Genomic DNA, 22,758 nt, shown 5'->3' with positions numbered 1-22,758 from the left:
TCACGGAGCGGACAAGTGGGCGGGGCCCGCAGGCTCACTCCGCAGCGCCCTCCTCGTGCCCCTTCTCCTCCCGCTCCCCCCGCTCCCTCTCCTCCCGCTCCGTCTCCTCCTCGGCGAGCACTCGCTGTGCCGTGGCGAACGCCGAGTTCGCCGCCGGAACCCCGCAGTACACGGCCGTCTGGAGCAGCACGGCACCGATCTCGTCCTGCGTGAGCCCGTTGCGCCGCGCCGCTCGCACATGCATGGCCAGCTCGTCGTAGTGGCCGTGCGCGACCAGCGCGGTGAGGGTGATCATGCTGCGCTCGCGGCGGCTGAGCGTCTCGTCGGTCCAGATCTCGCCCCAGGCGTAGCGCGAGATGAAGTCCTGGAAGCGGGCGGTGAACGGGGTCTGCCGGGACTGCGCCCGGTCCACGTGGGTGTCGCCGAGCACGTCACGCCGTACCGCCATGCCCCGTCGGGCACCGGCGCCGAAGTGGGCGCGCAGCGCGGTGAGCACGGCCTCCGGGCATTGCGCGGGAGCCAGATGCGCGGCCCCCGGCAGCTCGACGAGCGTGGCGCCGGGCACCGCGTCCGCGATCTCCCGCAGATGCGCCGGCGGCGTCGCCCGGTCCTCGCGGCCGGCGATCAGCAGCGTGGGCACGGAGATCTCCGGGAGCCGGTCCCGCAGGTCGAAGGCGGCCAGCGCGTCGCAGCAGGCGGCGTACGCGTCCGGGTCGGCGTCCCGCTGGTCCCGCACCAGCCCCGGCACGGTGAACCCGGGTGTGAACCAGCGGGAGTCGGCGCTCTCGGCGAGCTGGGCGAGCCCCTCGCGCCGTACCAGCGCGGCCCGCTCCTGCCACGGCCCGGCGCCGTTGAAGTGGGCGGACGAGCAGATCACGGCCAGCGACGAGACCCGCTCCGGGTGGTGCGCGGCGAGATGCAGTCCGACCGCTCCGCCCAGCGACACCCCGGCGTACGCGAACCGTTCGACGCCCAGCGCGTCGGCGAGCGCGAGCACCAGTGCGGCCAGGTCGCCGACGGTGGCGCCGGGACCGATGGCACCGGCCGGGGAGCCGCCGTGCCCGGGCAAATCCCAGCGGACCACCCGGTGGGTGATGGACAGTTCCGGTGCCACCGCGTCCCACAGGGCGTACGACGTGCCCAGCGAGGGGCCGAGGAACAGCGGGGGAGCGGAAGTGGGGCCCTCCGCGCGGTGGTTGAGGAGGGTGTCGGTCAACGTCGCTCCAGGGCACGGTCGGTGAGGACTCCGGCGCAGCCGGTGTAGCGGGTGGGGTCGGTGAGTCCGGCGAGGTCGGCCTCCCGCAACTCGGGCACCTCCGACAGCAGTTCACCGAGGGTGCGGTTCTCGTTGTACGTGCGCTCGGCGAGGTCGGTGAGCAGGGACCTGGCGCGGGCGCGGCCGAGCAGTCCGGCCAGTTCCGCCGACAGCCGCTCGGAGACGATCAAGCCGTGGGTGAGTCCGAGGTGTTCCCGCATGGTGTCCGGACGGACCCGCAGTCCCTCGGCGAGTTCGGCGGCGTCCCGGGCCGCCCCGCCGGCCAGCCGGAGCAGGTCCCGCAGCGGTTCCCACTCGGCGTGCCAGGCCCCGGCCGGCCGCTCGTCCTCCGCGACCAGCGCCGCGTAGAGCGTGGCCGCGAGCTGCGGCGCGCGCCGGGCCGCGGCGGCGAGGAGCGTGGCCCGTACCGGGTTCGCCTTGTGCGGCATGGCCGACGACCCGCCGCCGCTGCCCTCCGCGACCTCCGCGATCTCGGTGCGGGAGAGGGTGAGCACGTCCGCCGCGATCTTGCCCAGCGCCCCGGCCGTGAACGCCAGGCACCCGGCGAGGTCGGCGATCGGGGTGCGCAGGGTGTGCCAGGGCAGGTCGGCCGCCCGCAGGCCGACCTCACGGGCATAGGCGGGCGGCAGCAGGGCCGGCTCGGGCGCTCCGTACGCCCCGAAGGCCGCCAGGGTCCCCGCCGCGCCGCCCAGTTGGGCGGGCAGCGAGTTGCGTACGGCGCTCACCCTGTCCCGCGCGTCCAGCACCAGCGACCGCCAGCCGGCCGCCTTGAGCCCGAACGTCGTGGGTACGGCGTGCTGGGTGAGCGTCCGTCCCGGCAGCGCGCTGTCCCGGTGTTCGGCGGCCAGTCGGGCGAGGGCCCGCTCGGTGCGGCCGAGGTCGGCGAGGACCGGGGCCAGCGCGCGCCGGGCGACCAGCATCGTCGCGGTGTCCATGATGTCCTGGCTGGTCGCGCCACGGTGCACGTACGGACCGTGCTCCTCGCCGACCGCCCTGGTCAGCTCGGCGACCAGTGGGATCACCGGGTTGCCGCCGGCCCGGGCCCGCTCGGCGAGCGAGCGTGCGTCGAAGCGGTCCGGGTCGGCGGCCTCGGTCACCGCCGTCGCCGCCTCGGCAGGTGCCAGGCCCAGCGAGGCCTGGGCCCGGGTCAGGGCGGTCTCCGCGTCGAGGAGGGCCCGCAGATAGGCGGTGTCACCGGTCGCGGCCGCCGCCGCGGAGCCCGCCCAGCCGGGGGCGAGCAGGCCGGTGTCGGGGTCGGCGGGGCCGGCCGGGTCGGCAGAGGGTGTCACTGGAACTCCAGGAAGACCGTTTCGCCTTCGCCCTGAAGGCGGATGTCGAAACGGTACGTGCCGAGGCCGCCGTCCGCCGCGATCAGCGTGCCGCGTCGTTCTTCCTCCACCCGGGACAGCAGCGGGTCCGCGGCCAGCGCCGCCTCGTCGCCCGGCAGGTAGATCCGGGTGAAGAGGTGCACGAGCAGGCCGCGCGCGAAGACGCACAGGCTGAGGTGGGGCGCGCTGCGTCCGCGCGCGCCGGGCCGCAGTGTACGGGCGTACCAGTGGCCGTTGGCGTCGGTCTGGACGCGACCCCAGCCGGTGAACTCCACGCCGTTGCGGCCCAGGTAGCCGCCGGTCGCCGGGTCGCGCCGGATCGAGCCGTCGGTGGTCGGCAGGTTGCCGTCCGGGTCCGGCCCCCACAGCTCCACGAAGGCGTCCGGCAGCGGCCGGCCCGCGCCGTCGTACACGTGTCCCTGCACGGTGATGGTGTCCGGGTGGCCGACGGGCGCGATGTCCCCGCCGCCGGGGAAGGGCAGCGCGTACCCGTAGAAGGGGCCGACCGTGTGCGACGGGGTGGGCGGCACGCTCTCCGGGCTGCTCGTGTCGATCTTCGTCATGGCAGGTCAGCGTCCTTCTTCGAGCCAGGTGGCGGAGGGGCCGTCGAGCACGATGTCCCAGTGGTAGCCGAGCGAGAACTCGGGCACGGACAGGCTGTGGTCGTAGGTGGCGACCAGGCGCTGGCGGGCCGCGTCGTCCGTCACGGACTGCAGGATCGGGTCGTAGGGGAAGAGCGGGTCGTTCGGGAAGTACATCTGGGTCACGAGCCGCTGGGTGAACGCCGCACCGAACAGGGAGAAGTGGATGTGCGCCGGCCGCCAGGCGTTGACGTGGTTGCGCCACGGGTAGGGGCCGGGCTGCACGGTGGTGAAGCGGTAGAAGCCGTCGTCGTCGGTGAGCGTGCGGCCGACGCCGGTGAAGTTGGGGTCCAGCGGCGCGTCGTGCTGTTCGCGCTGGTGGGCGTAGCGGCCGGCCGAGTTGGCCTGCCAGATCTCGACCAGCTGGCCGCGGACCGGGCGCCCGCCGCGGTTCAGGAGCCGGCCGGAGACGGTGATGCGTTCGCCGATCGGCTCGCCGGTGTGGTGCCGGGTCAGGTCGTTGTCGATCTCGGTGATGTCCCGCTCGCCGAAGGTGGGCGAGGACAGTTCCACCAGCTCCGGGTCCTGGCTCACGTCGATGGCGACCGGCGGCCGCCGGGGATGGCGCAGCAGTGAGGACCGGTAGGGCGCGTAGTCGCGGCGCGGGTGGTGCTCGACGGGCGCGCCGTCGGCGACCCGCTTCTCGTACGCGGCGTGTTCGGCCGCGATCTCCAGGTCGATGTCCTGCTGGGTGAGTTCCATGGGTGTTCCTACCGTTCGAGGACCAGGGCGGGCCCCTGGCCGACGCCGATGCAGAGCGCCCGGTCCAGAATTAATCAGGGCACTGAGTATTTCGGTGACGTTCCCTCACGCTGCCACCGGACCGTTTCAGCGTCAAGACCCTCGAATAACGCAAGGTAAACGACGCGTGGGAACCCCGAGACAGTCGCGCCATCGACGGGTATCCTTCAGTGCACCAACGAAAGTGCAGCAGCAAGACGCGGAGACGCGGACGACTTCGGGAGCGCTCATGGCCGCCGTGGACCTCAGCAGCCACCCCGGGCACCTGGCCCGGCGGCTGCAGCAGGCGCACTACCTGCTCTGGAACGCCATGGTCTCCGAGGAGATCACCTCGCCGCAGTTCGCGGTCCTCAACGCGCTCGTCGCGGAGCCGGGTCTCGACCAGCGCACGGTGGGGGAACGGGTGGGGCTCGACCGGTCCACCATCGCCGAGGTGATCAGCAGGCTCGGCCGGCGCGGCCTGCTCGACAAGGTCCGCGACCCGCAGGACGGCCGCCGCTTCCTGCTGCGCCTCACGGAGGAGGGGACGCGCACCCACCGCAAGCTGACCGTCCGCACGGCCCGGATGAACCAGGTCTTCCTGGCCCCCCTCTCCGGCGCCGAACAGGCTCAGTTCCTCGACCTCATCCAGCGCGTCTCGGACGCGGCCGAGGGACTCCGCAACCCGACGGAGCCCCTCGCCGCCACCGGACCCTGAGCACGCCCGCCGACCCGGCCTCACCGCGGCGCGTCCGCCGCCGGGCGGGGGTCAGGGCGCCTTCGCGAGCACCACCCACACCTGGCCGGGCGCGAAGTTCACCGGCGTGCCGTCCGGCGCGGTGAACTCCGTGCCGTCCACGGCCCGCCGCCGCGACCACTCGACGTCGTAGGCCCGTCCGTCGCGCAGCACCGTCGCCTTCCCGGTGCCCACCGTCTGCGTGTACGGCGTGTTGTTGCCGAGGAAGTCGTGGAAGGCGGACCGGCGCACCTTCACGTACTGCACGACGACCGTCGCGGGTGCCACCCGCTTCCCGCCCGGGCTCACGGCGGGGGTCCCGTCCATGGACACCGTCCAGCGCTCCCGGTCGCCGGACCAGGTGAAGGTGAAGCGGGCCGCCGGGTAGCGGACGGTGCGCGAGGTCTCCGGAGTGCCGCCCGCGGGCGCGGCCCCGTAGTGGAAGCCGGTCGTCAGCGCGTCGGAGCCCGGGGCCGAGGGGCCCAGCCGGGCGGGACGCAGGTAGAGGTTGTGCGGTGAGACTCTGCCGGAGCCGCGGTAGTAGGCGTCGGAGACCGTCTCGGGCCGCGCCGCCCGCAGGGACGCCTTGTCGATGAGCGGCAGCAGTTTGTGCTGTGCCCCGGAGAAGGCGAGCGTCGGCCTGTCGAACTGGCGCAGCAGCTCGAGATCGGACTCACGTGCGCTGCGCACCGGCCCGACGGCCTTGGGGAACCTGCTCGCGTAGACCGCCATGAGGCGGCTCAGACCGCCCTCGACCTGCTCGGCGTACACGACGTCCGCGGTGTCCAGACCGGTCTGCGGCCGGGCCGCGGGCACGTTGTCGATCTTCACGGCGAGTACGGAGCCGGTCCGGGCGGTGCCGGTGGGGCCGGGGCTTCGGCTGCTGTCGGTGGCGCGGCTCGGGACCGGGGTCCGCAGCTGCCCGCGTCCGTCGTCGGCCGGGCCGCCCTGCCCCGTGCACCCCACCGCCAGGGAGGCCGTCACCGTGGCGGCCAGCAGCGCCACCGTCGTTCTGGCGCGCGGTCTGCGCGCCGTGCGTCTCATGCCCACCGTGGCCACCACTTCTCGTGTCAGGGATGGTGCGCTTATACGTTCATCGGTGGCTATACCCGTTCGCTTCTGCTCGCGCCCGTCGAGTGAGCCGATCAGCCCACGGTCGCGGTTCGGGGCGCGGCCCCCGGGTACTCGGGCGCCACCCCAGAACCGGACAGCCGACTCGGCACAGGGAGTGCGCGCCATGAAGGCAGTGACCTGGCAGGGCAAGCGGGACGTGCGGGTGGACAACGTGCCCGACCCGAGGATCGAGAAGCCGACGGATGCCGTCATCCGCATCACCTCCAGCGGGCTGTGCGGCTCCGACCTGCACCTCTACGAGGTACTCACGCCCTTCATGACCCCTGGCGACATCCTCGGGCACGAGCCCATGGGCATCGTCGAGGAGGTCGGCGCCGGGGTGCCCGACCTGTCGGCCGGCGACCGGGTCGTGGTGCCGTTCCAGATCGCCTGCGGCGACTGCTGGATGTGCATCACCGGACTGCCCACCCAGTGCGAGACCACCCAGGTCAGCAGCGAGGGCATGGGCGCCGCCCTGTTCGGCTACACCCGTCTGTACGGCGCCGTACCGGGTGCCCAGGCCGAGTACCTGCGCGTCCCGCAGGCGCAGTTCGGCCCCATCAAGGTCCCCGAGGGCCCGCCCGACGACCGCTTCGTCTACCTCTCCGACGTCCTGCCCACCGCCTGGCAGGCGGTCTCCTACGCGGACATCCCCGAGGGCGGCAGCGTCGCGGTGCTCGGCCTCGGCCCGATCGGGGACATGGCCTGCCGGGTCGCCCAGGTGCGCGGCGCCGGCCGGGTGTTCGGCGTGGACCTGGTGAGCGACCGGATGCGCCGGGCCCGCGCCCGGGGCGTGGAGACGTTCGACCTCCGCAGCTTCGACACCGAGAAGGAACTCGTCCAGGCCATCCGCGACCAGACGGACGGCCGCGGCCCGGACGCCGTGATCGACGCGGTGGGCACCGAGGCACACGGCAGTGCGGCCGCCCGCATGATCCAGAACGCCTCCGCCCTGCTGCCCCGGAAGCTGAGCGGCCCGCTCTCGGAACGCTTCAGCGTCGACCGGCTCGCCGCCCTGCACACCGCCATCGAGCTGGTCCGGCGCGGCGGCACCATCTCGCTCTCCGGGGTGTACGGCGGCATGGCCGATCCGCTGCCGATGCTCACGATGTTCGACAAGCAGATCCAGATACGGATGGGCCAGGCCAACGTCCGCCGCTGGAGCGACGAGATCATCCCGTACCTCACCGACGAGGACCCGCTCGGTGTCGACGACTTCGCCACCCACCGCGTGCCGCTCACCGACGCCCCGCACGCGTACGAGATGTTCCAGCGCAAGCAGGACGGCGCGGTCAAGGTGCTGATGCAGCCCTGAGTCACGCCGGCGGGCCGAGGATCTCCGCCAGGTCATAGCTCACCGGTTCCTCCAGTTGCGCGTACGTGCAGCTCTCGGGCATACGGTCCGGCCGCCAGCGGCGGAACCGGGCCGTGTGCCGGAAGCGCGCCCCGTTCTCCATGTGGTCGTACGCCACCTCGGCCACCCGCTCCGGCCGCAGCGGTACCCAGGACAGGTCCTTCTTGCCGGACCAGCGGCTGGGCGCGCCCGGCAGCCGGGCCGACTCGTGCGCCGCCGCCTCGGACCAGGCCGCCCACGGGTGACCCGTGACGTCGGTCATGCGCAGCGGCTCCAGCTCCTCGACCAGTTCGGCGCGCCGAAGCATGGAGAAGGCCGCGGACACCCCCACGTGCTGGAGCCTGCCCTGCTCGTCGTGCAGGCCCAGCAGCAGCGAGCCCACGACGGGGCCGCTCTTGTGCAGGCGGTAGCCGGCGACGACGACATCCGCCGTACGCTCGTGCTTGATCTTGAACATGGCGCGTTCGTCCTGGCGGTACGGCAGGTCGAGCGGTTTGGCGACGACACCGTCCAGGCCCGCGCCCTCGAACTGCTCGAACCACTGCCGCGCCACCTCGGTGTCGGTCGTCGCAGGCGCCACGTGCACGGGAGCCGTCACCTCGGCCAGCGTCCCGGTCAACAGCGCCCTGCGGTCGCTCAGCGGGACGTCCAGCAGCGACTCGTCGGCGAGCGCCAGCAGGTCGAAGGCCACGAACGAGGATGGGGTCCGCTCGGCCAGCGTCCGCACCCGGGAGTCCGCCGGATGGATGCGCTCGGTGAGCGCGTCGAAGTCCAGCCGCCCCTCCCGTGCGATCACGATCTCCCCGTCCAGTACGCAGCGCTCGGGCAGCCGCTCCTTCAGTGCCGCGACCAGTTCGGGGAAATACCTGGTCAGCGGCTTGCCGGTGCGGCTGCCGAGTTCGACCTCGGCCCCGTCGCGGAACACGATCGCCCGGAAGCCGTCCCACTTCGCCTCGTAGTGCATACCGGGCGGGATCTTCGCCACCGACTTGGCGAGCATCGGCTTCACGGGCGGCATCACCGGCAGATCCATGCTCCGATTCTGCGCCCATCCGTCCGCTGTCGCCCGGTGTACGAGGGATGCGAGGGATGCGAGGTGCGCCTACCGTGGCTCGCATGGGCGAAGCGGTGGAACTGGAGGCGGGCGGCCGCAGCGTACGGCTGTCCAGCCCGGACAAGGTCTTCTTCCCGGAGCGGGGCTTCACCAAGCTGGACCTGGCCCGCTACTACCAGGCCGTCGCCCCCGGCATCCTGCGCGCCCTGCGCAACCGCCCCACCACCCTGGAGCGCTACCCGGACGGCGTCAGCGGCGAGTCCTTCTTCCAGAAGCGGGCGCCGAAGAACATGCCCGACTGGATCCCGACCGCCCACATCACCTTCCCCAGCGGCCGCAGCGCGGACGAGATGTGCCCCACCGAGGAGGCCGCCGTGCTGTGGGCCGCCCAGTACGGCACCCTCACCTTCCACCCGTGGCCGGTGCGCCGCGACGACGTCGACCGCCCGGACGAACTCCGCATCGACCTCGACCCGCAGCCCGGCACCGACTACGACGACGCGGCCCGCGCCGCCCACGAACTGCGCGCCGTCCTCGACGAGTTCGGCGGACTGCGCGGCTGGCCCAAGACCTCGGGCGGCCGCGGCCTGCACGTCTTCGTGCCCATCGAGCCGCGCTGGACCTTCACCCAGGTCCGGCGGGCGGCGATCGCGGTCGGCCGCGAGATGGAACGCCGGATGCCCGACCGGGTGACCATCAAGTGGTGGAAGGAGGAGCGGGGCGAGCGCATCTTCGTGGACTACAACCAGACCGCGCGCGACCGCACCATCGCCTCCGCCTACTCCGTACGTCCCCGTCCGCACGCCCCGGTCTCGGCACCGCTGCGCTGGGAGGAGGTCGGCGAGGCCCACCCGAGGGACTTCGACCTCGCCACCATGCCCCCGCGGTTCGCCGAACTCGGCGACGTGCACGCCGACATGGACGAGCACGCGTTCTCCCTCGAACCCCTGCTCGACCTCGCGCGCCGCGACGAGCACGACCACGGGCTCGGCGACCTGCCCTATCCGCCGGAGTACCCGAAGATGCCGGGGGAGCCGAGCAGGGTCCAGCCCAGCCGGGCGAAGAAGGCGCCGGGCCCGGTGGCGAAGAAGGAGCCGGGCCGGGCCGGGAAGGAGGCGCCCCCGCCGGAGGCACCTCCTTCGTCACCTACAACTCCTTGATCCGGATGTCACGGTACGAGACGACGTCCGTCGTGCTGTGCACCTGGAGTCCGAGGTAGCCCGAGGCGAACCGTCGCCCGTCCGTGCCCGGGTCGTCCGAGCGGGGCGGGGTGAAGTCCTGGCCGCCGGTGTTGTCGAACTCGTTGATCAGCAGGCCGTTGCGGTAGACCGAGTAGTGCTGGTCGACCACACGGATCTCGTAGTCGTTCCAGGTGCCCTTCTGGGTGACGCCGGCACCGGCGAGTCCCACCCGGTCGAAGCCGTAGACCGAACCCGTCTTGTACATGTCGCCGTCGGGGCGGTCGAGCACCTGCACCTCGTGCCCGTACTTGATGGCGGCCCACTCCGGCTGCGGTTCCTCGGGGTGGTCGTGGACCCAGGGGAACCGCACGAACACACCGGAGTTGGCGTTGCCGGTGCCCGGGGCGTCGTCGCGCCACTGCAGCCTGAGCGAGAAGTCGCCGTACTTGCGCTGCGGGAACCACAGCATGCCCAGGCCGTCCTTCGAGGTGCCGGAGGTGATCGACCCGTCGGGGTTCAGCCCGAACGAACCGCCGCCCACCTGCTCCCACCTGGCGAAGGAGTCCGCGCTGCCGTCGAGGATCGTGCGGTAGCCCTCCGTCTGGCCCGGTGTGCCGATGCCCGACCGGCGGGCGGCCTGCCGGATCGCGTCGTTCTCGCGCTGGTCGACGACTCCTTCCCTGAACAGCCCGTCCAGGACCGTCCGCACGTGCTTGAGGAACAGGGCCTGGGAGGTCCACTCCTTCTCGTCCTCGATCAGCTCGTTGATCCGGCACCGGTTGTCGGTCACCCGGTTGGGGACGCCCGAGTCGACCGTGCCGACGACGACGGTCCGCCGCTCGTCGTACTCCGGGCAGTTGGGGGCGGGGACCCCGCCGCCGGCCACCACCGTGAAGCTCACGGTGCGGGCCGCGGAGGTGTTGCCCGCCTTGTCGCTCGCCCGGTAGGCGACGGAGTGGGTGCCGGCGCGATCGACCACCACGGATGCGGTGTATGCGATATACGGTCCGCCGTCGAGTGAGTACTCGATCCGGTCGACACCCGAACCGCCCTCGTCCGTCGCACTCACGGTCACCCTGGCGTTGCCGACGTACGCACCGGCGGAGTTCCGCGTGCCGTCGACGCCCACACCGGTCACCGGCGCCGTCGTGTCCCGCGGGGGCGCGGCGGCCACCGTGAACTCCACGCGTTTGTCCGCGGACACGTTGCCCGCCCTGTCGGTGGCCCGGTAGCGCACGGCGTGCGTGCCCACCTGGTGCACCATCACGGGCGCGGTGTACGGCTGCCAGGCACCGGAGTCCACCGCGTACTCGATCGTGTTGACCCCGGAGCCGGTGTCCGAGGCCGAGACGGTCACCGTGGCCATGTCGATGTACGTGCCGTCGGCGTTCCGCTCCCCGCTCACCGTCGCCGAGGTCTCCGGCGGCGCGGTGTCGTCCGACGGCGGTGCGACGACCGTGAACGCGGCGCTCTTCTCGGCGGACACGTTTCCGGCCTTGTCGAGCGCGCGATAGCGGACCCGGTGGCTGCCGACCTGGTCCACGACGACCGGCGTGGTGTACGGCTGCCAGGCCCCCGCGTCGCCGAGCGCGTACTCGACGCGGTCGACGCCGGAGCCGCCGGTGTCGGTGGCGCTCACCGTCACCGTCGCCGAACCGACGTACTCGCCCTGCGCGTTGCGCGCACCGCTCACCTCGGCCGAGACCTCGGGCGCCGTGGTGTCCTCACCGCCGCCCTCGGTCACCACGAGGATGCCCTGCATCTGCCCGTGACCGGGGATCGTGCAGTGGTAGAAGTAGCGGCCCGGCGTGAGGGTGACCTCGGCGGTGTGGCGGCCGCCCTGGTCGTCGTTGGGGTTGGCGAGGATGTTGAGCTGGACGTCGTCGTTGTACTCCGGGTCCGAGGTGCCGAAGGTCAGCGTGTGCGGCATGCCGGTGGTGTTGCCGGTCGCCGCGCTGTTCTCGAAGACGATCGTCGTCGTGCCCGCCACCGCGGTCGTCGGCGCCGACCCGTACGCGGTGATGTCGTCGCCGGCGGTCCAGGTGAGCACCTGGGCGGCGGCGGCCGCCGACCGTTCGGGCTGCGCTCCGGCCGTCGACTGCAGCCCGAGCATCATCAGTACGGCGGCCAGCAGGGCCGTCAGGATTCTTCGCTGCCGTGTCACCGAGCTCCCCCCGCCAGCAGACCGGCGGCAGGAGTGGGCCCGCCGCCCGTGTAAGTGACCTTCCACAGAGCTGACTTGGAGTCCGAGGTGAAGAAGCCGCGGCCGTAGTCGAGGACGTACAGCGCACCGTCCGGACCGAACTTCCAGTCCATGAGGTTCTTGATGCCGTCGTTGCCGATCGGCACGATCTTCTTCAGGGACTCCGCGTGGACGGGCAGACCGCCCTCGCCCTGCGTCTTCGGATCCATGAGGACGGCGTTGCGCGGCTGGTCGGCGTCGTAGAAGTCGCCGACGAACCACTTGCCGTCCCAGTAGGAGGGCCACTTGGCCGCACTCGTGCTCGCCGCGTCGTACCGGTAGACCGGCCCGTTCATCGCGGCCTGCCCGCCGCCCTTGAGCCACGGCAGCAGATAGGTGGCCTCCTGCTGCTTGTACGACGGGACGCCGTTCGCGTCGCGCGGGTAGTCGGGGGCGCCGCCCTGGGGCGAGTACCAGATGTTGTTGCCGGTGACCGGGGGCAGGTTGACGAGGCCGTCGTTGTTCGGCGACTCGTTCCTCGGGTGGTCGCAGTCGTACCAGCCCAGCGGCTTGGAGGGATCCGGCAGGTTGCGGTCCCGGTAGGGCTGCTTGTTGCCCATGCAGTACGGCCAGCCCCGGTTGCCCGCCTTGGTGATCGCGGCGAAGGTGTCGTACTTGGCGGGGCCCCAGGTCGTCGACGGCTTGCCCGCGTCCGGGCCGACCCAGCCCGCGTACAGGACGTCCGTCCGCCGGTCGACGGAGATGCGTGCCGGGTTGCGCACGCCCATCACATAGATCTCGCCGCGCGTCTTGCCACCGCCCTCGTCGGTCTCCCGGCCGGTGAAGAGGTTGCCGTCGGGCAGCGTGTACGTCCCGTCCGGTTCGGGGTGGATGCGCAGGATCTTGCCGTTGAGGTTGTTGGTGTTGCCGGCGGTGCGGCGGGCGTCGGCGAAGGAGACACCCTTGTAGGCGGGCTGCGGGTTGTTGCCGGAGTAACCGCCGCTGAAGCCACTGGAGTTGTTGTCACCGGTGGCGATGTACAGGTTGCCCTTCGAGTCCCAGGCCATCCCGCCGCCCGCGTGGCAGCAACTGTGCACCTGTACCGGCCACTTGAGCAGCACCTTCTCGCTGCTCAGGTCGAGCCTGTCGGTGGCCGGGTCGAGGGTGAAGCGTGAGACACGCCGTTCGGCGGTCTGCGTGTCGCGGTCGAGGCGCGCGTGCGGGGTGTAGTGCAGGTACACCCAGCCGTTCTGCTCGAAGCGCGGGTCGAGTTCGATGCCGAGCAGACCCTCCTCGACCTTGACCAGCTCGTCGCCGCCGCCCTTGTTGCCGAAGACTGTCAACTCGCCGGCCAGTGTGACCTTCTTGGTCTTCGGGTCGTAGACGTGGATCTGGCCCTTGCCCTTGCCGACGTCCGGGTTGTTCCAGTCGGTGATCACCGGCCGGGAGGAGTCCGCTCCGCCCCGGCCGATGTAGAGCACCCGGCCGTCGGGTGCGGTGACCAGCCCGTGCGGCTCGCCGATCTGGTCGTTCTGGCCCGGCTGGTTGGGCTGGGTGAGCCGCTCCGCCCTGTAGTTGCCCGTGATCGTCGCCTTGCAGTCGGCCCGCACGAGGCGGGTGGTCCACAGCAGGGCTCCGCGCAGGTGCGCGCGGAAGTCCGTCTCGTCGTACGAGGACACCGTGCCACCCATGCCGGTGTAGAAGGAGCGTCCGCCGTCGTAGTCACGGCACCAACTGACCGGGTGGTCCGCGCCGTTCGCACTCGTGCCCGGCCGGTACGTCGACTCGCGCACCCGCGCCACGGTGTGCACGTCGCCCGACGGGTTCTTCACCCAGTTGAGCCACTGGTCGGGGCGCTTCCACTGCAACGGCAGGTCCTTGGTGGCCGGATGCTGCCGGTCACCAACTTCCACGGTGGCCCGTTGCACGTCCGTCGGTCCGCCGGCGGCCGGGCGGGCGCCGACCAGACCGGTGAACCAGTCCGAGTACGGTTCCGCCCGGGCGGCGTCATGGACGCCGAGGAAACCGCCACCGGCCTCCATGTAGGCCTCGAGGCCCGCCTCCTGCTCGGCATCGAGGACGTCGCCGCCGCCGGTCAGGAACACGATCGCGTGGTAACGGCCCAGCTCGGTCTCGTCGGTGAAGACCGAGGCGTCGTCCGTGGCCTCCACCGCGAAGCGCTGGTTCTCGGGTCCGGAGAGCCCGATCCGCTCGATCGCCTCGATCCCGGCGTCGACGACCGGCGACTCGTCACCGGCCGCCGCCGATCCGTGGAAGATCAGCACCCGTACGTTCGCGCCGCCCGGTGGCGAGATGATGGACATCGTTGTCAGGGACGGGTCCGGCGCCGGCCGCGCGCTCGCGGCAGGTCCCGACAGCAGTCCGGCGGCGACGATCCCGGCGGTCACGGTGGCCGCCCAGGTCCGTCTTCTGGCACTTCCCGTGCTCAACCCTCGTAAGTGCATGGGCACCTCCTCGGTCACAGCAACAACGCGAAGGAAGCTAGACCCCTTTGCGTGCCCCGCCAATAGCTATGACCGCAATGGCACGAACTTTGTCCTGAGTGTGGATAAACGGCGCCGGGGCCGGTACCGTCCCACAGGTTCATCACAGGTTCGTCTCCGCAAATTCCGTACCAGGGTGGGGAGTTCGCATGGACAGACGTGGTTTCAACCGGCGTGTCCTGCTGGGCGGCGCGGCCGTCGCGACATCGTTGTCTCTGGGGCCCGAGGCCGTGAGCGCGGACGGACCGGTGAGGACCGCGCCGGCCGGCGGCGTGGTCAGACACCTGAAGGTGTATGCCGAGAAGCTCCCGGACGGGCAGTTGGGCTACGGCTTCGAGAAGGGGAAGGCGACGATCCCCGGTCCGCTGATCGAACTCGACGAGGGCGACACCCTGCACATCGAGTTCGAGAACACCCTCGACGTCGCCGCGAGCCTGCACGTGCACGGCCTGGACTACGAGATCACCAGTGACGGCACGAAGCTGAACAGGAGTGACGTCGAGCCGGGCGGCACCCGCACCTACACCTGGCGCACGCATGCCCCCGGCCGCCGCACGGACGGCACCTGGCGGGCGGGCAGCGCGGGTTACTGGCACTACCACGATCACGTCGTCGGCACCGAACACGGCACCGGCGGCATCCGCAAGGGCCTGTACGGGCCGGTGATCGTGCGCCGCAAGGGAGACGTGCTGCCGGACCGGACGTACACGATCGTCTTCAACGACATGACGATCAACAACAGACCGGCGCACACGGGCCCCGACTTCGAGGCCACGGTCGGCGATCGCGTCGAATTCGTCATGATCACGCACGGCGAGTACTACCACACCTTCCATCTGCACGGTCACCGCTGGGCGGACAACCGCACGGGCATGCTCACCGGCCCCGACGACCCGAGTCAGGTCGTCGACAACAAGATCGTGGGCCCGGCGGACTCCTTCGGCTTCCAGGTGCTCGCGGGGGAGGGTGTGGGGGCGGGCGCGTGGATGTACCACTGCCATGTGCAGAGCCACTCCGACATGGGGATGGTGGGCCTGTTCCTGGTGAAGAAGCCGGACGGGACGATTCCGGGCCACGAGCCGCACGAGCACGGACTCCGGCACGGGCACTGACGGAACACCACCGGACGCACGACGCATCGAGAGCGCTCTCACCGCCTGGTCGGCCGCGGCTATCCTGATCCGCAACCGCCGACGAGGAGCCGCGAAGTGACCGAGACAGCGCAGCGCCCGACGCTGGAGGCCGTGGCCGCCCGGGCGGGTGTCTCACGGGCCACCGTCTCCCGTGTGGTCAACGGCGGGGACGGGGTGCGCGAACCCCTCGTCGAACGGGTCCGGCAGGCGGTGGAGGAACTGGGGTACGTCCCCAACCAGGCGGCCCGCAGCCTGGTGACGAAACGGCACGACGCGATCGCCGTGGTGGTCGCCGAACCGGAGACCCGGGTCTTCACCGACCCCTTCTTCGCCCTCCAGTTGCGCGGGATCAGCAAGGAGCTGACGGCACACGACAACCAGCTCGTGCTGCTGCTGACGGAAGGGCGGGACGACCACGCCCGCGTCGGCCGCTATCTCGCCGGCGGCCATGTCGACGGGGCCCTCGTCTTCTCGCTGCACCTCGACGATCCGCTGCCCGGACTGATCCAGCGCGCCGGCATCCCGACCGTGTTCGGCGGACGGCCCGGCTGGAGCGACGGCCGAAGCGGCGTGCTGTACGTCGACAGCGACAACCGGGGTGGTGCCCGTGAGGCCGTACGGCATCTCGTCGGCCTCGGCCGCAACCGCATCGCGCACATCACCGGGGCGCTCGACCAGACCTCCGCGGTGGACCGGCTCGACGGGTTCCGGGACGTCCGGGCCGACGCCGACCCGCGGCTCATCGCCCAGGGCGACTTCACACCGGCCGGCGGCGAGCGGGCGATGCGCGAACTCCTCGACCGCTGCCCCGACCTGGACGCGGTGTTCGCCGCCAACGACCTGACCGCGGCGGGCGCCCTGCGCGTGCTGCGCGAGCGGGGCCGGCGGGTGCCCGAGGACGTGGCCGTGATCGGCTTCGACGACATGCTGCCCGTCGCCGAACAGACCGACCCACCCCTCACGACGGTCCGTCAGGACATCGAGGAGATGGGCCGGCTGATGGCCCGTCTGCTGCTGCGCGGCCTGCGGCGCCCAACCGCCGGGGAGACGCGCGCGGGCGCGGCCGACGTGCCCTCCAGCATGGTCAGGCCGACGACCCTGGTCCTCCGCGCCTCCGCGTAGTCCCGCCGCCCCGGCTCCGCTCGGTGTTACGGCTGTGGCGGCGCGCTCTTGATCACCGCGAAGCGGGCTCCGTAGGGGTCGGCGAGCTTGGCGATGCTCCCGACGCCCTCGATGGCGGTGGCGGGCATCCGCACACTGCCGCCGAGCGCCAGCGCCCGGTCGACGGCGGCCGCGGCGTCGGTGACCTCGAAGTACGGCAGCCAGGACGCGCCGACCGCCGCCTCGACCGGGTCGTCGGCCAGGTCGACGAAGCCGCCGAACATGGCGTCCTCCCCGGCGCCGGCCGGATTGACGCAGGTGTATGTGCCGCCGGGGAAGGAGACGGCGGAGGTCTCCAGGCCGAGCGTCGCGTGGTAGAAGGCGGCGGCCGCCGCGATGTCCCGCGCGTACAGCTCGACCCAGCACAGGGAGCCCGGGTCGCCCGCCAGGTCGACGCCCTTGGTCAGGCCGGGCTGCCAGATCCCGAACGGCACGCCCGCCTGGTCGGCGAGGATCGCCATCCTGCCCCGGTCCATCACGTCCATGGGCGGCAGGAGCACGCTGCCGTGCGCCTGTTCGGCGGCCTTGGCCGTGGCCTCCGCGTCCGGGCTCTGGAAGTAGAGGTTCCAGGAGGGCGGCCCCTGCTCGGCGGAGGTCTGCATGCCGCCCGCGACGGTCCTGCCGTCCAGCTGGAAGAAGCCGTAGCCGCCGGCCTCCGGTCCCGCCGACTCGAACTGCCAGCCGAAGAGACCGCCGTAGAAAGAGGTGGCACCTTCGATGTCGGAGGTGCCGACGTCGATCCAGTTCGGTGCGCCGTTGACGAAACGGGTGGTGAGCATTCTCGCCCTCCTCGGATGGGTCCCGTTGTCTGCACAGCCGAGTCTGGCACCGCCCACTGACAATCGCTGCCGGAGCGCGACAGGTGGCCGGGAGACTACCGGGAGGGCACCGGATGACCGCCGAGGGCGGAGCCCGCCGCTCCGTGTCCCGGCGCGCCGCCGTGCGCCCGAGGGCCCGGCGGCGACATCATCTCGGCGACCGGCGACCGGCGACCGGCGACCGGCGACCGGCGACCGGCGACCGGCGACCGGCGACCGGCGACCGGCGACCGGCGACCGGCGACCGGCGACCGGCGACCGGCGACCGGCGACCGGCGACCGGCGACCGGCGACCGGCGACCGGCGACCGGCGACCGGCGACCGGCGACCGGCGACCGGCGACCGGCGACCGGCGACCGGCGACCGGCGACCGGCGACCGGCGACCGGCGACCGGCGACCGGCGACCGGCGACCGGCGACCGGCGACCGGCGACCGGCGACCGGCGACCGGCGACCGGCGACCGGCGACCGGCGACCGGTCGTTGATCCGGCGTTGATCGAACGTTTTTCGCCGCCCGGCACGATCTCGGCCATGCACATCGACACCATCACCCCGGCCGACAGCACCTGGCAGGGCCAGGCCCTGTGCGCGCAGACCGGGGCGGACTTCTTCTTTCCCGAACCGGGCAGCTCCGTGCGTGAGGCGAAGCGCATCTGCGGTATGTGCGAGATGCGCCCCGCCTGTCTCGAGTACGCGCTGCGCAACGACGAGCGCTTCGGCGTCTGGGGCGGCCTCTCCGAGAAGGAACGGCTGCAGCTCAGGCGTACGACGCGCTGACGCCCAGCCGGTCGCCCGCCGGTCCCGGACCACGGGACCGCGGGCACCGGACGATCGCGTCAGCCGGCCGCGCGTGCCGCCATCCGCGCCTTGCGCGCCGCCAGCTTCTCGTCGAACTTCGAGGCCTCGGCGTCCAGGCCACCCATGTACAGGCCGAGCTCCTCCTGCGCCTTGAGGCCCTCCGGGCCGAGGCCGTCGATCTCCATGACCTTCAGGAAGCGCAGCACGGGCTGGAGCACGTCGTCGTGGTGGATGCGCATGTTGTAGACCTCGCCGATGGCCATCTGCGCGGCGGCCCGCTCGAAGCCGGGCATGCCGTGGCCGGGCATGCGGAACTGGACGATCACGTCGCGCACGGCCTGCATGGTCAGGTCGGGGGCGAGCTCGAAGGCCGCCTTGAGCAGGTTCCGGTAGAAGACCATGTGCAGGTTCTCGTCGGTGGCGATGCGCGCCAGCATGCGGTCGCAGACCGGGTCGCCCGACTGGTGACCGGTGTTGCGGTGCGAGACGCGGGTCGCCAGCTCCTGGAACGCGACGTAGGCCACCGAGTGCAGCATCGAGTGGCGGTTGTCCGACTCGAAGCCCTCGCTCATGTGGGCCATGCGGAACTGCTCCAGCTTGTCCGGGTCGACCGCGCGCGAGGCGAGCAGGTAGTCGCGCATCACGATGCCGTGCCGGCCCTCCTCCGCGGTCCAGCGGTGCACCCAGGTGCCCCAGGCGCCGTCGCGGCCGAAGAGCGAGGCGATCTCGTGGTGGTAGCTGGGGAGGTTGTCCTCGGTGAGCAGGTTCACGACCAGGGCGATCCGGCCGAGCTCGGTGACCTTGGACTGCTCCTTGTCCCAGGCCTCGCCGTCCTCGAAGATGCCGGGGAAGTTGCGGGCGTCGCTCCACGGCACGTACTCGTGCGGCATCCAGTCCTTGGCCACCCCGAGGTGCCGGTTGAGTTCCTTCTCGACCACTTCCTCCAGGGCGTACAGCAGTCTGGCGTCGGTCCAGACGGAAGGGTTGCCGAGGTGAGGGGAAGTGATCGTCACGGAAACTCCAGGGGGACGCGTAACTCAATCGGGGCAAACCGGCCGCTGAGCCGGAACCTACGGCATCGTAGGCTACGAAACCGTAGGTTACGAGACCGTAGGTTAAGCCCGCTGTAAAGATCGCTGATCAGGCAGGGTGGCCAGGGCGCGCCGAGCAGTGTCAGCTTCGCAGGTCCCTGGGCTGAAAGGGTGCCCGGGTCCCTAGCGTCAAACGTACAGCTCCCGCAGCCGAACCGAGAGACATGTCACACAGCCCTCGAGTTTCTCGAACTCGCTGATGTCGACCGGCACCGGCTCGTGGCCGAGGTCCGCGAGCAGGTCCGCCGTCTTCGGCGCGCTCGCGGCCATGAGCAGTTTGCCGCCGCCCAGCAGAACCACGTGCGCCCCGGACTCCTCCGGCACCGGCAGGAAGCGCGGGAACAGTGACGGAGCGTCCAGCTGGGGAATGCGGCCCAGGACGGTCCCGTCGGGCAGCGCCGTGACCGCCGACTTCAGGTGCAGCACCTTGCTCACCGGCACGGCGACGACCCGCGCCCCCAACGGTTCGAAGACGGCACGCAGCTGCTGGACGCCGGCCGCGTTGGTGCGCCCGCCGCGGCCGACGTAGATCGTGTCGCCGATCTTCAGCACGTCGCCACCGTCGAGCGTGCCCGGCTCCCAGATCCAGTTCACCGAGCAGCCGAGCCGGGCCACGGCCTCCTCGACCCCCGCCGTCTCCTCGCGCCGCGACTCGGCGCCGGGCCGGGTGATCAGGGCGACGTTGCGGTACATCACCACGCTGTCCTCGACGAACACCGAGTCGGGGCAGTCGTCGGCCGGGTCCACCTCGATGGTCTCCCAGCCGTGCGTGCGCAGGGCCTCCGTGTAGGCCTCCCACTGCTCGAGCGCGAGCTCGACGTCGACCGGCTCGCGCTCGAGGTGGGTGACCAGACCCTCGGCGAGTCGGGGGCCGGGGCGGCGGATGAGGGCCTTCTTGCTGGGCACGAGGGTCTCCGTATCGGCGGGATGGTGACGGCGCCCCGTGTCGCGACGCCGGTCAGCCATCATGCAGGGCCGGTGGGCGCGGACGAAACCCCGGTGCTCAGGCTGTGGCCCGGTCGAGACGCCCCGCCGCCGGTGGCGGGCTCACCCGACGTCCTCCGGCCCGACCTCCCGCAGCCTCCCGTCCAGCAGCAGCCGGCGCGTGATCCCGATCGACTCCAGGAACGGCAGGTCGTGGCTCGCCACGATCAGCGCCCCCTCGTACGACTCCAGGGCCGTGGTCAGCTGTCGCACGCTCGCCATGTCGAGGTTGTTGGTCGGCTCGTCCAGCATCAGCAGCTGCGGCGCGGGCTCGGCCAGCATCAGCGCGGCCAGGGCCGCCCGGAAGCGTTCGCCGCCGGAGAGGGTCGCCGCCTTCTGGTCGGCCCGGGCACCGCGGAACAGGAAGCGGGCCAGCCGGGCCCGGATCCGGTTGTCGGTGGCGCCCGGCGCGAACCGGGCCACGTTCTCGGCGACCGTGAGCTCGCCGTCGAGGACGTCCAGCCGCTGGGGCAGGAAGCGCAGCGGGACGTGCGCCTTCGCCTCGCCCGCCACCGGCGGCAGTTCCCCGGCGATCGTGCGCAGCAGCGTCGTCTTGCCCGCGCCGTTGCGTCCGATCAGCGCGACGCGCTCCGGCCCGCGCAGGTCGAGGCCGCCGTCGACGCGGGCGCCGTGGGCGAGCCGGAGGTCCTGGAGGGTGAGGACGGTACGGCCGGGCGGCACGGCCGTGTACGGCAGTTCGACGCGGATCTCGTCGTCGTCCCGCACGGCCTCCACCGCCTCGTCGAGCCGCTCCCTGGCCCCGCTGAGCCTTTCCTCGTGCAGGATGCGGTGCTTGCCCGCGGACTCCTGTGCCGCGCGCCTGCGGGCGCCCATGACGATCTTCGGCTCCCGCTTCTGCTCGAACATCTTCTGCCCGTACCGCTTGCGGCGGGCCAACTTCACGTGGGCGTCGACCAGTTCACGCTTCTGTTTGCGGAAGTCGGCCTCGGCGGCGCGCACCGTGCGCTCGGCGGCCTCCTGTTCCGTGGCGAGCGCCTCCTCGTAGGCCGAGAAGTTGCCGCCGTACCAGGTGATCGAGCCGGCCCGCAGATCGGCGATCTGGTCGACGAGGTCCAGGAGTTCGCGGTCGTGGCTGACCACGACCATCACCCCCGGCCAGGACGCGACGGCCGCGTACAGACGCCTGCGCGCGTACAGGTCGAGGTTGTTGGTCGGCTCGTCGAGCAGCAGCACGTCCGGCCGGCGCAGCAGGAGGGCCGCCAGGCGCAGCAGCACCGACTCGCCGCCCGACACCTCGCCGATGGTGCGGTCCAACTCGATGTGGGGAAGCCCGAGTTCGCCGAGTGTGGCGAGGGCGCGCTCCTCGACGTCCCAGTCGTCGCCGAGCGTCTCGAAGTGCTCCTCGGCCGCGTCGCCCGCCTCGATGGCGTGCAGGGCGGCCCGCCGCGCGGCGATGCCGAGCGTCTCGTCGACCCGCAGTGCGGTGTCGAACGTGACGTTCTGCGGGAGGTAACCGACCTCGCCGGTGACGCGGACGGTGCCGTCGGCCGGGGCGAGTTCCCCGGCGATCAGTTTCAGCAGGGTCGACTTGCCGGATCCGTTGACGCCGACGAGTCCGGTCCTGCCGGGGCCGAAGGCGACGTCGAGGTCCTCGAGGACGCCGGTGCCGTCCGGCCAGTCGAAGGCGAGGGAGGTGCAGGTGATGGAAGCTGACATACGGGTCTCCGCGGTTGCTCGGTGCGGTCAGGGGCAAACGCGTATCGAGACACCGGGAGGCGACGACGGTCACCGAGCGGAGGGAGAACCCTGGGAAGGAAGGAGGCCCTGCTCGTCGGGGACGGCTCGAATGCCGAGGTCGCACGCGGAACACACACCTCAGGGGTGTGGCACGGTGTCTCAGAACCTCAGACGAGCAACGTCCTTCTCCGATCAACGGCAACAGAACCGTCATACACCGTAGGAACGGCCTCGGCGGCTGTCAACGAATTAAATTCGGCCCCGACCGCACCCCGTGAAGGAGACCCAGTGTCCGACGGCTCGCTCTCGCTACCGGCCCGGCTGTGCCTGCTGGCCTGGGACACCATGGGGACGGAGGTCTCCGGCGCCACCCGCATGCCCCAGCTGGTCCGGGCCGGCGCCCTCACCGAGCTGGCCCAGCGCGGCCTGCTCACCGACGAGGACGGCATCGCCACGCCCGTCGACCTCGACTCCGAGACCGGGGACCCGGTTCTCGACGGGCTGCTGGAGCTGGTCCGGGAGTCCCGCCCGCACCGGTGGCGGACCTGGGTGACGCTGCGGGCGCGGTTCACCCTGGACGCCGTCCGTGAGCAGCTGACCGCCGGCGGCTACCTGCGTGCGGAGAAGCGGCGGGTGCTCGGGGTCTTCCCGACGGTGGAGTACGTCCTGGAGCGCGGGGTCGTGGTGGAGGCACTGCGGGCCCGGGCGCGGGATGTCCTGCTGGGACCGGTGCCGGTCTCCGAGGTCTCCGAGCGGGACGCGGCCGTTGTCGCGCTGGCGGCCGCGGCGGAGCCGCGCACCCTGCTGCCCGGCAGGGACCGTGATGTCCCCGAGGAGCGTGTCGAGGCGCTGGCCGGGCGCTGCGGGGCCGCCGTGCCCGTGCTGCGGACGGTCGTCAGGGAGGTCCGTACGGCGATGGCGGCGGCGTCGGTGGCCGAGTGAGACCCGCACGGCGGGCCGGAGCTCCGTCCGAGGAGCCGTCGGA

At 71.8% G+C, this 22,758-nt stretch carries 19 protein-coding genes; 7 read left to right on the top strand and 12 right to left on the bottom strand.

The window, feature by feature from the left end:
- Positions 1-34: 34 nt before the first annotated feature.
- From pcaD to pcaH, 4 genes are read right to left on the bottom strand one after another with little or no spacing between them, the layout of a single operon-like run.
- A complete protein-coding gene (gene pcaD, locus OG985_RS10975) occupies positions 35-1,216 on the bottom strand; it encodes a 3-oxoadipate enol-lactonase (protein ID WP_371668093.1) in 1,182 nt (393 codons plus the stop codon).
- Positions 1,213-2,565, bottom strand: a complete 1,353-nt coding sequence (gene pcaB / locus OG985_RS10970; protein WP_371668092.1) for a 3-carboxy-cis,cis-muconate cycloisomerase — start codon at positions 2,563-2,565, stop codon at positions 1,213-1,215. Before pcaB ends, pcaD begins: the two co-directional genes overlap by 4 nt.
- Entirely contained in the window at positions 2,562-3,167 is a 606-nt protein-coding gene (gene pcaG, locus OG985_RS10965) for a protocatechuate 3,4-dioxygenase subunit alpha (protein ID WP_371668091.1), read from the bottom strand. Before pcaG ends, pcaB begins: the two co-directional genes overlap by 4 nt.
- A gap of 6 nt (positions 3,168-3,173) precedes the next feature.
- Positions 3,174-3,947, bottom strand: a complete 774-nt coding sequence (gene pcaH, locus OG985_RS10960; RefSeq protein ID WP_371668090.1) for a protocatechuate 3,4-dioxygenase subunit beta — start codon at positions 3,945-3,947, stop codon at positions 3,174-3,176.
- A gap of 268 nt (positions 3,948-4,215) precedes the next feature.
- On the opposite strand from pcaH, the gene OG985_RS10955 reads away from it, so the two are divergent.
- Positions 4,216-4,683 carry a MarR family winged helix-turn-helix transcriptional regulator gene (locus OG985_RS10955; RefSeq protein ID WP_371668089.1) on the top strand — a complete coding sequence of 156 codons (468 nt, stop codon included), beginning with the start codon at positions 4,216-4,218 and terminating at the stop codon, positions 4,681-4,683.
- Between the two features lie 51 nt (positions 4,684-4,734).
- Here OG985_RS10955 and OG985_RS10950 read toward each other — a convergent pair whose 3' ends face one another.
- On the bottom strand, positions 4,735-5,745 hold the full coding sequence (locus OG985_RS10950) for a DUF3048 domain-containing protein (protein WP_371668088.1): 1,011 nt from the start codon (positions 5,743-5,745) through the stop codon (positions 4,735-4,737).
- A 193-nt stretch (positions 5,746-5,938) separates the two neighbouring features.
- On the opposite strand from OG985_RS10950, the gene OG985_RS10945 reads away from it, so the two are divergent.
- Positions 5,939-7,129: a zinc-dependent alcohol dehydrogenase gene (locus tag OG985_RS10945; RefSeq protein WP_371668087.1), complete on the top strand. Its 1,191-nt coding sequence runs from the start codon at positions 5,939-5,941 to the stop codon at positions 7,127-7,129.
- Position 7,130: 1 nt separating this feature from the next.
- On the opposite strand, the gene OG985_RS10940 is transcribed toward OG985_RS10945, so the two are convergent.
- Positions 7,131-8,201 (bottom strand): ATP-dependent DNA ligase, encoded by a 1,071-nt coding sequence (locus tag OG985_RS10940; protein ID WP_371668086.1) that lies wholly within the window; start codon positions 8,199-8,201, stop codon positions 7,131-7,133.
- Positions 8,202-8,284: 83 nt separating this feature from the next.
- On the opposite strand from OG985_RS10940, the gene ligD reads away from it, so the two are divergent.
- Positions 8,285-9,382, top strand: coding sequence for a non-homologous end-joining DNA ligase (gene ligD / locus OG985_RS10935; RefSeq protein WP_371668085.1), 1,098 nt, complete (start codon positions 8,285-8,287; stop codon positions 9,380-9,382).
- Here the strand turns inward: ligD and OG985_RS10930 are convergent.
- A complete protein-coding gene (locus OG985_RS10930) occupies positions 9,369-11,519 on the bottom strand; it encodes an OmpL47-type beta-barrel domain-containing protein (RefSeq protein WP_371674331.1) in 2,151 nt (716 codons plus the stop codon). The genes ligD and OG985_RS10930 overlap by 14 nt on opposite strands.
- Before the next feature lie 44 nt (positions 11,520-11,563).
- Positions 11,564-14,050, bottom strand: a complete 2,487-nt coding sequence (locus OG985_RS10925; RefSeq protein ID WP_371668084.1) for a ThuA domain-containing protein — start codon at positions 14,048-14,050, stop codon at positions 11,564-11,566.
- 188 nt (positions 14,051-14,238) lie between these two features.
- Here OG985_RS10925 and OG985_RS10920 point away from each other — a divergent pair, with 188 nt between their 5' ends.
- On the top strand, positions 14,239-15,201 hold the full coding sequence (locus OG985_RS10920; RefSeq protein WP_371668083.1) for a multicopper oxidase domain-containing protein: 963 nt from the start codon (positions 14,239-14,241) through the stop codon (positions 15,199-15,201).
- 96 nt (positions 15,202-15,297) lie between these two features.
- Positions 15,298-16,344 (top strand): LacI family DNA-binding transcriptional regulator, encoded by a 1,047-nt coding sequence (locus OG985_RS10915; protein WP_371668082.1) that lies wholly within the window; start codon positions 15,298-15,300, stop codon positions 16,342-16,344.
- A 26-nt stretch (positions 16,345-16,370) separates the two neighbouring features.
- Here the strand turns inward: OG985_RS10915 and OG985_RS10910 are convergent, their stop codons facing one another.
- Entirely contained in the window at positions 16,371-17,162 is a 792-nt protein-coding gene (locus OG985_RS10910; RefSeq protein ID WP_371668081.1) for a VOC family protein, read from the bottom strand.
- A 571-nt stretch (positions 17,163-17,733) separates the two neighbouring features.
- Between OG985_RS10910 and OG985_RS10905 the strand changes: the two genes are divergently transcribed.
- Positions 17,734-17,979, top strand: a complete 246-nt coding sequence (locus OG985_RS10905; RefSeq protein ID WP_371668079.1) for a WhiB family transcriptional regulator — start codon at positions 17,734-17,736, stop codon at positions 17,977-17,979.
- A gap of 59 nt (positions 17,980-18,038) precedes the next feature.
- On the opposite strand, the gene OG985_RS10900 is transcribed toward OG985_RS10905, so the two are convergent.
- The 3 genes from OG985_RS10900 to OG985_RS10890 all read right to left on the bottom strand — a co-directional run bounded on the left by OG985_RS10900 (position 18,039) and on the right by OG985_RS10890 (position 21,752).
- Positions 18,039-19,013 carry an acyl-ACP desaturase gene (locus OG985_RS10900; RefSeq protein ID WP_371668078.1) on the bottom strand — a complete coding sequence of 325 codons (975 nt, stop codon included), beginning with the start codon at positions 19,011-19,013 and terminating at the stop codon, positions 18,039-18,041.
- Positions 19,014-19,220: 207 nt separating this feature from the next.
- Positions 19,221-19,997, bottom strand: a complete 777-nt coding sequence (gene ddaH / locus OG985_RS10895; protein ID WP_371668077.1) for a dimethylargininase — start codon at positions 19,995-19,997, stop codon at positions 19,221-19,223.
- 141 nt (positions 19,998-20,138) lie between these two features.
- A complete protein-coding gene (locus tag OG985_RS10890; protein ID WP_371668076.1) occupies positions 20,139-21,752 on the bottom strand; it encodes an ABC-F family ATP-binding cassette domain-containing protein in 1,614 nt (537 codons plus the stop codon).
- Between the two features lie 309 nt (positions 21,753-22,061).
- On the opposite strand from OG985_RS10890, the gene OG985_RS10885 reads away from it, so the two are divergent.
- Positions 22,062-22,715 carry a GPP34 family phosphoprotein gene (locus OG985_RS10885; RefSeq protein WP_371668075.1) on the top strand — a complete coding sequence of 218 codons (654 nt, stop codon included), beginning with the start codon at positions 22,062-22,064 and terminating at the stop codon, positions 22,713-22,715.
- Positions 22,716-22,758: the final 43 nt, after the last annotated feature.

Source organism: Streptomyces sp. NBC_00289 (genome assembly GCF_041435115.1).
Taxonomy (GTDB): domain Bacteria; phylum Actinomycetota; class Actinomycetes; order Streptomycetales; family Streptomycetaceae; genus Streptomyces.
The sequence above is the reverse complement of the archived record's forward strand: the minus strand, read 5'-3'. Positions and strand labels throughout refer to the sequence as shown.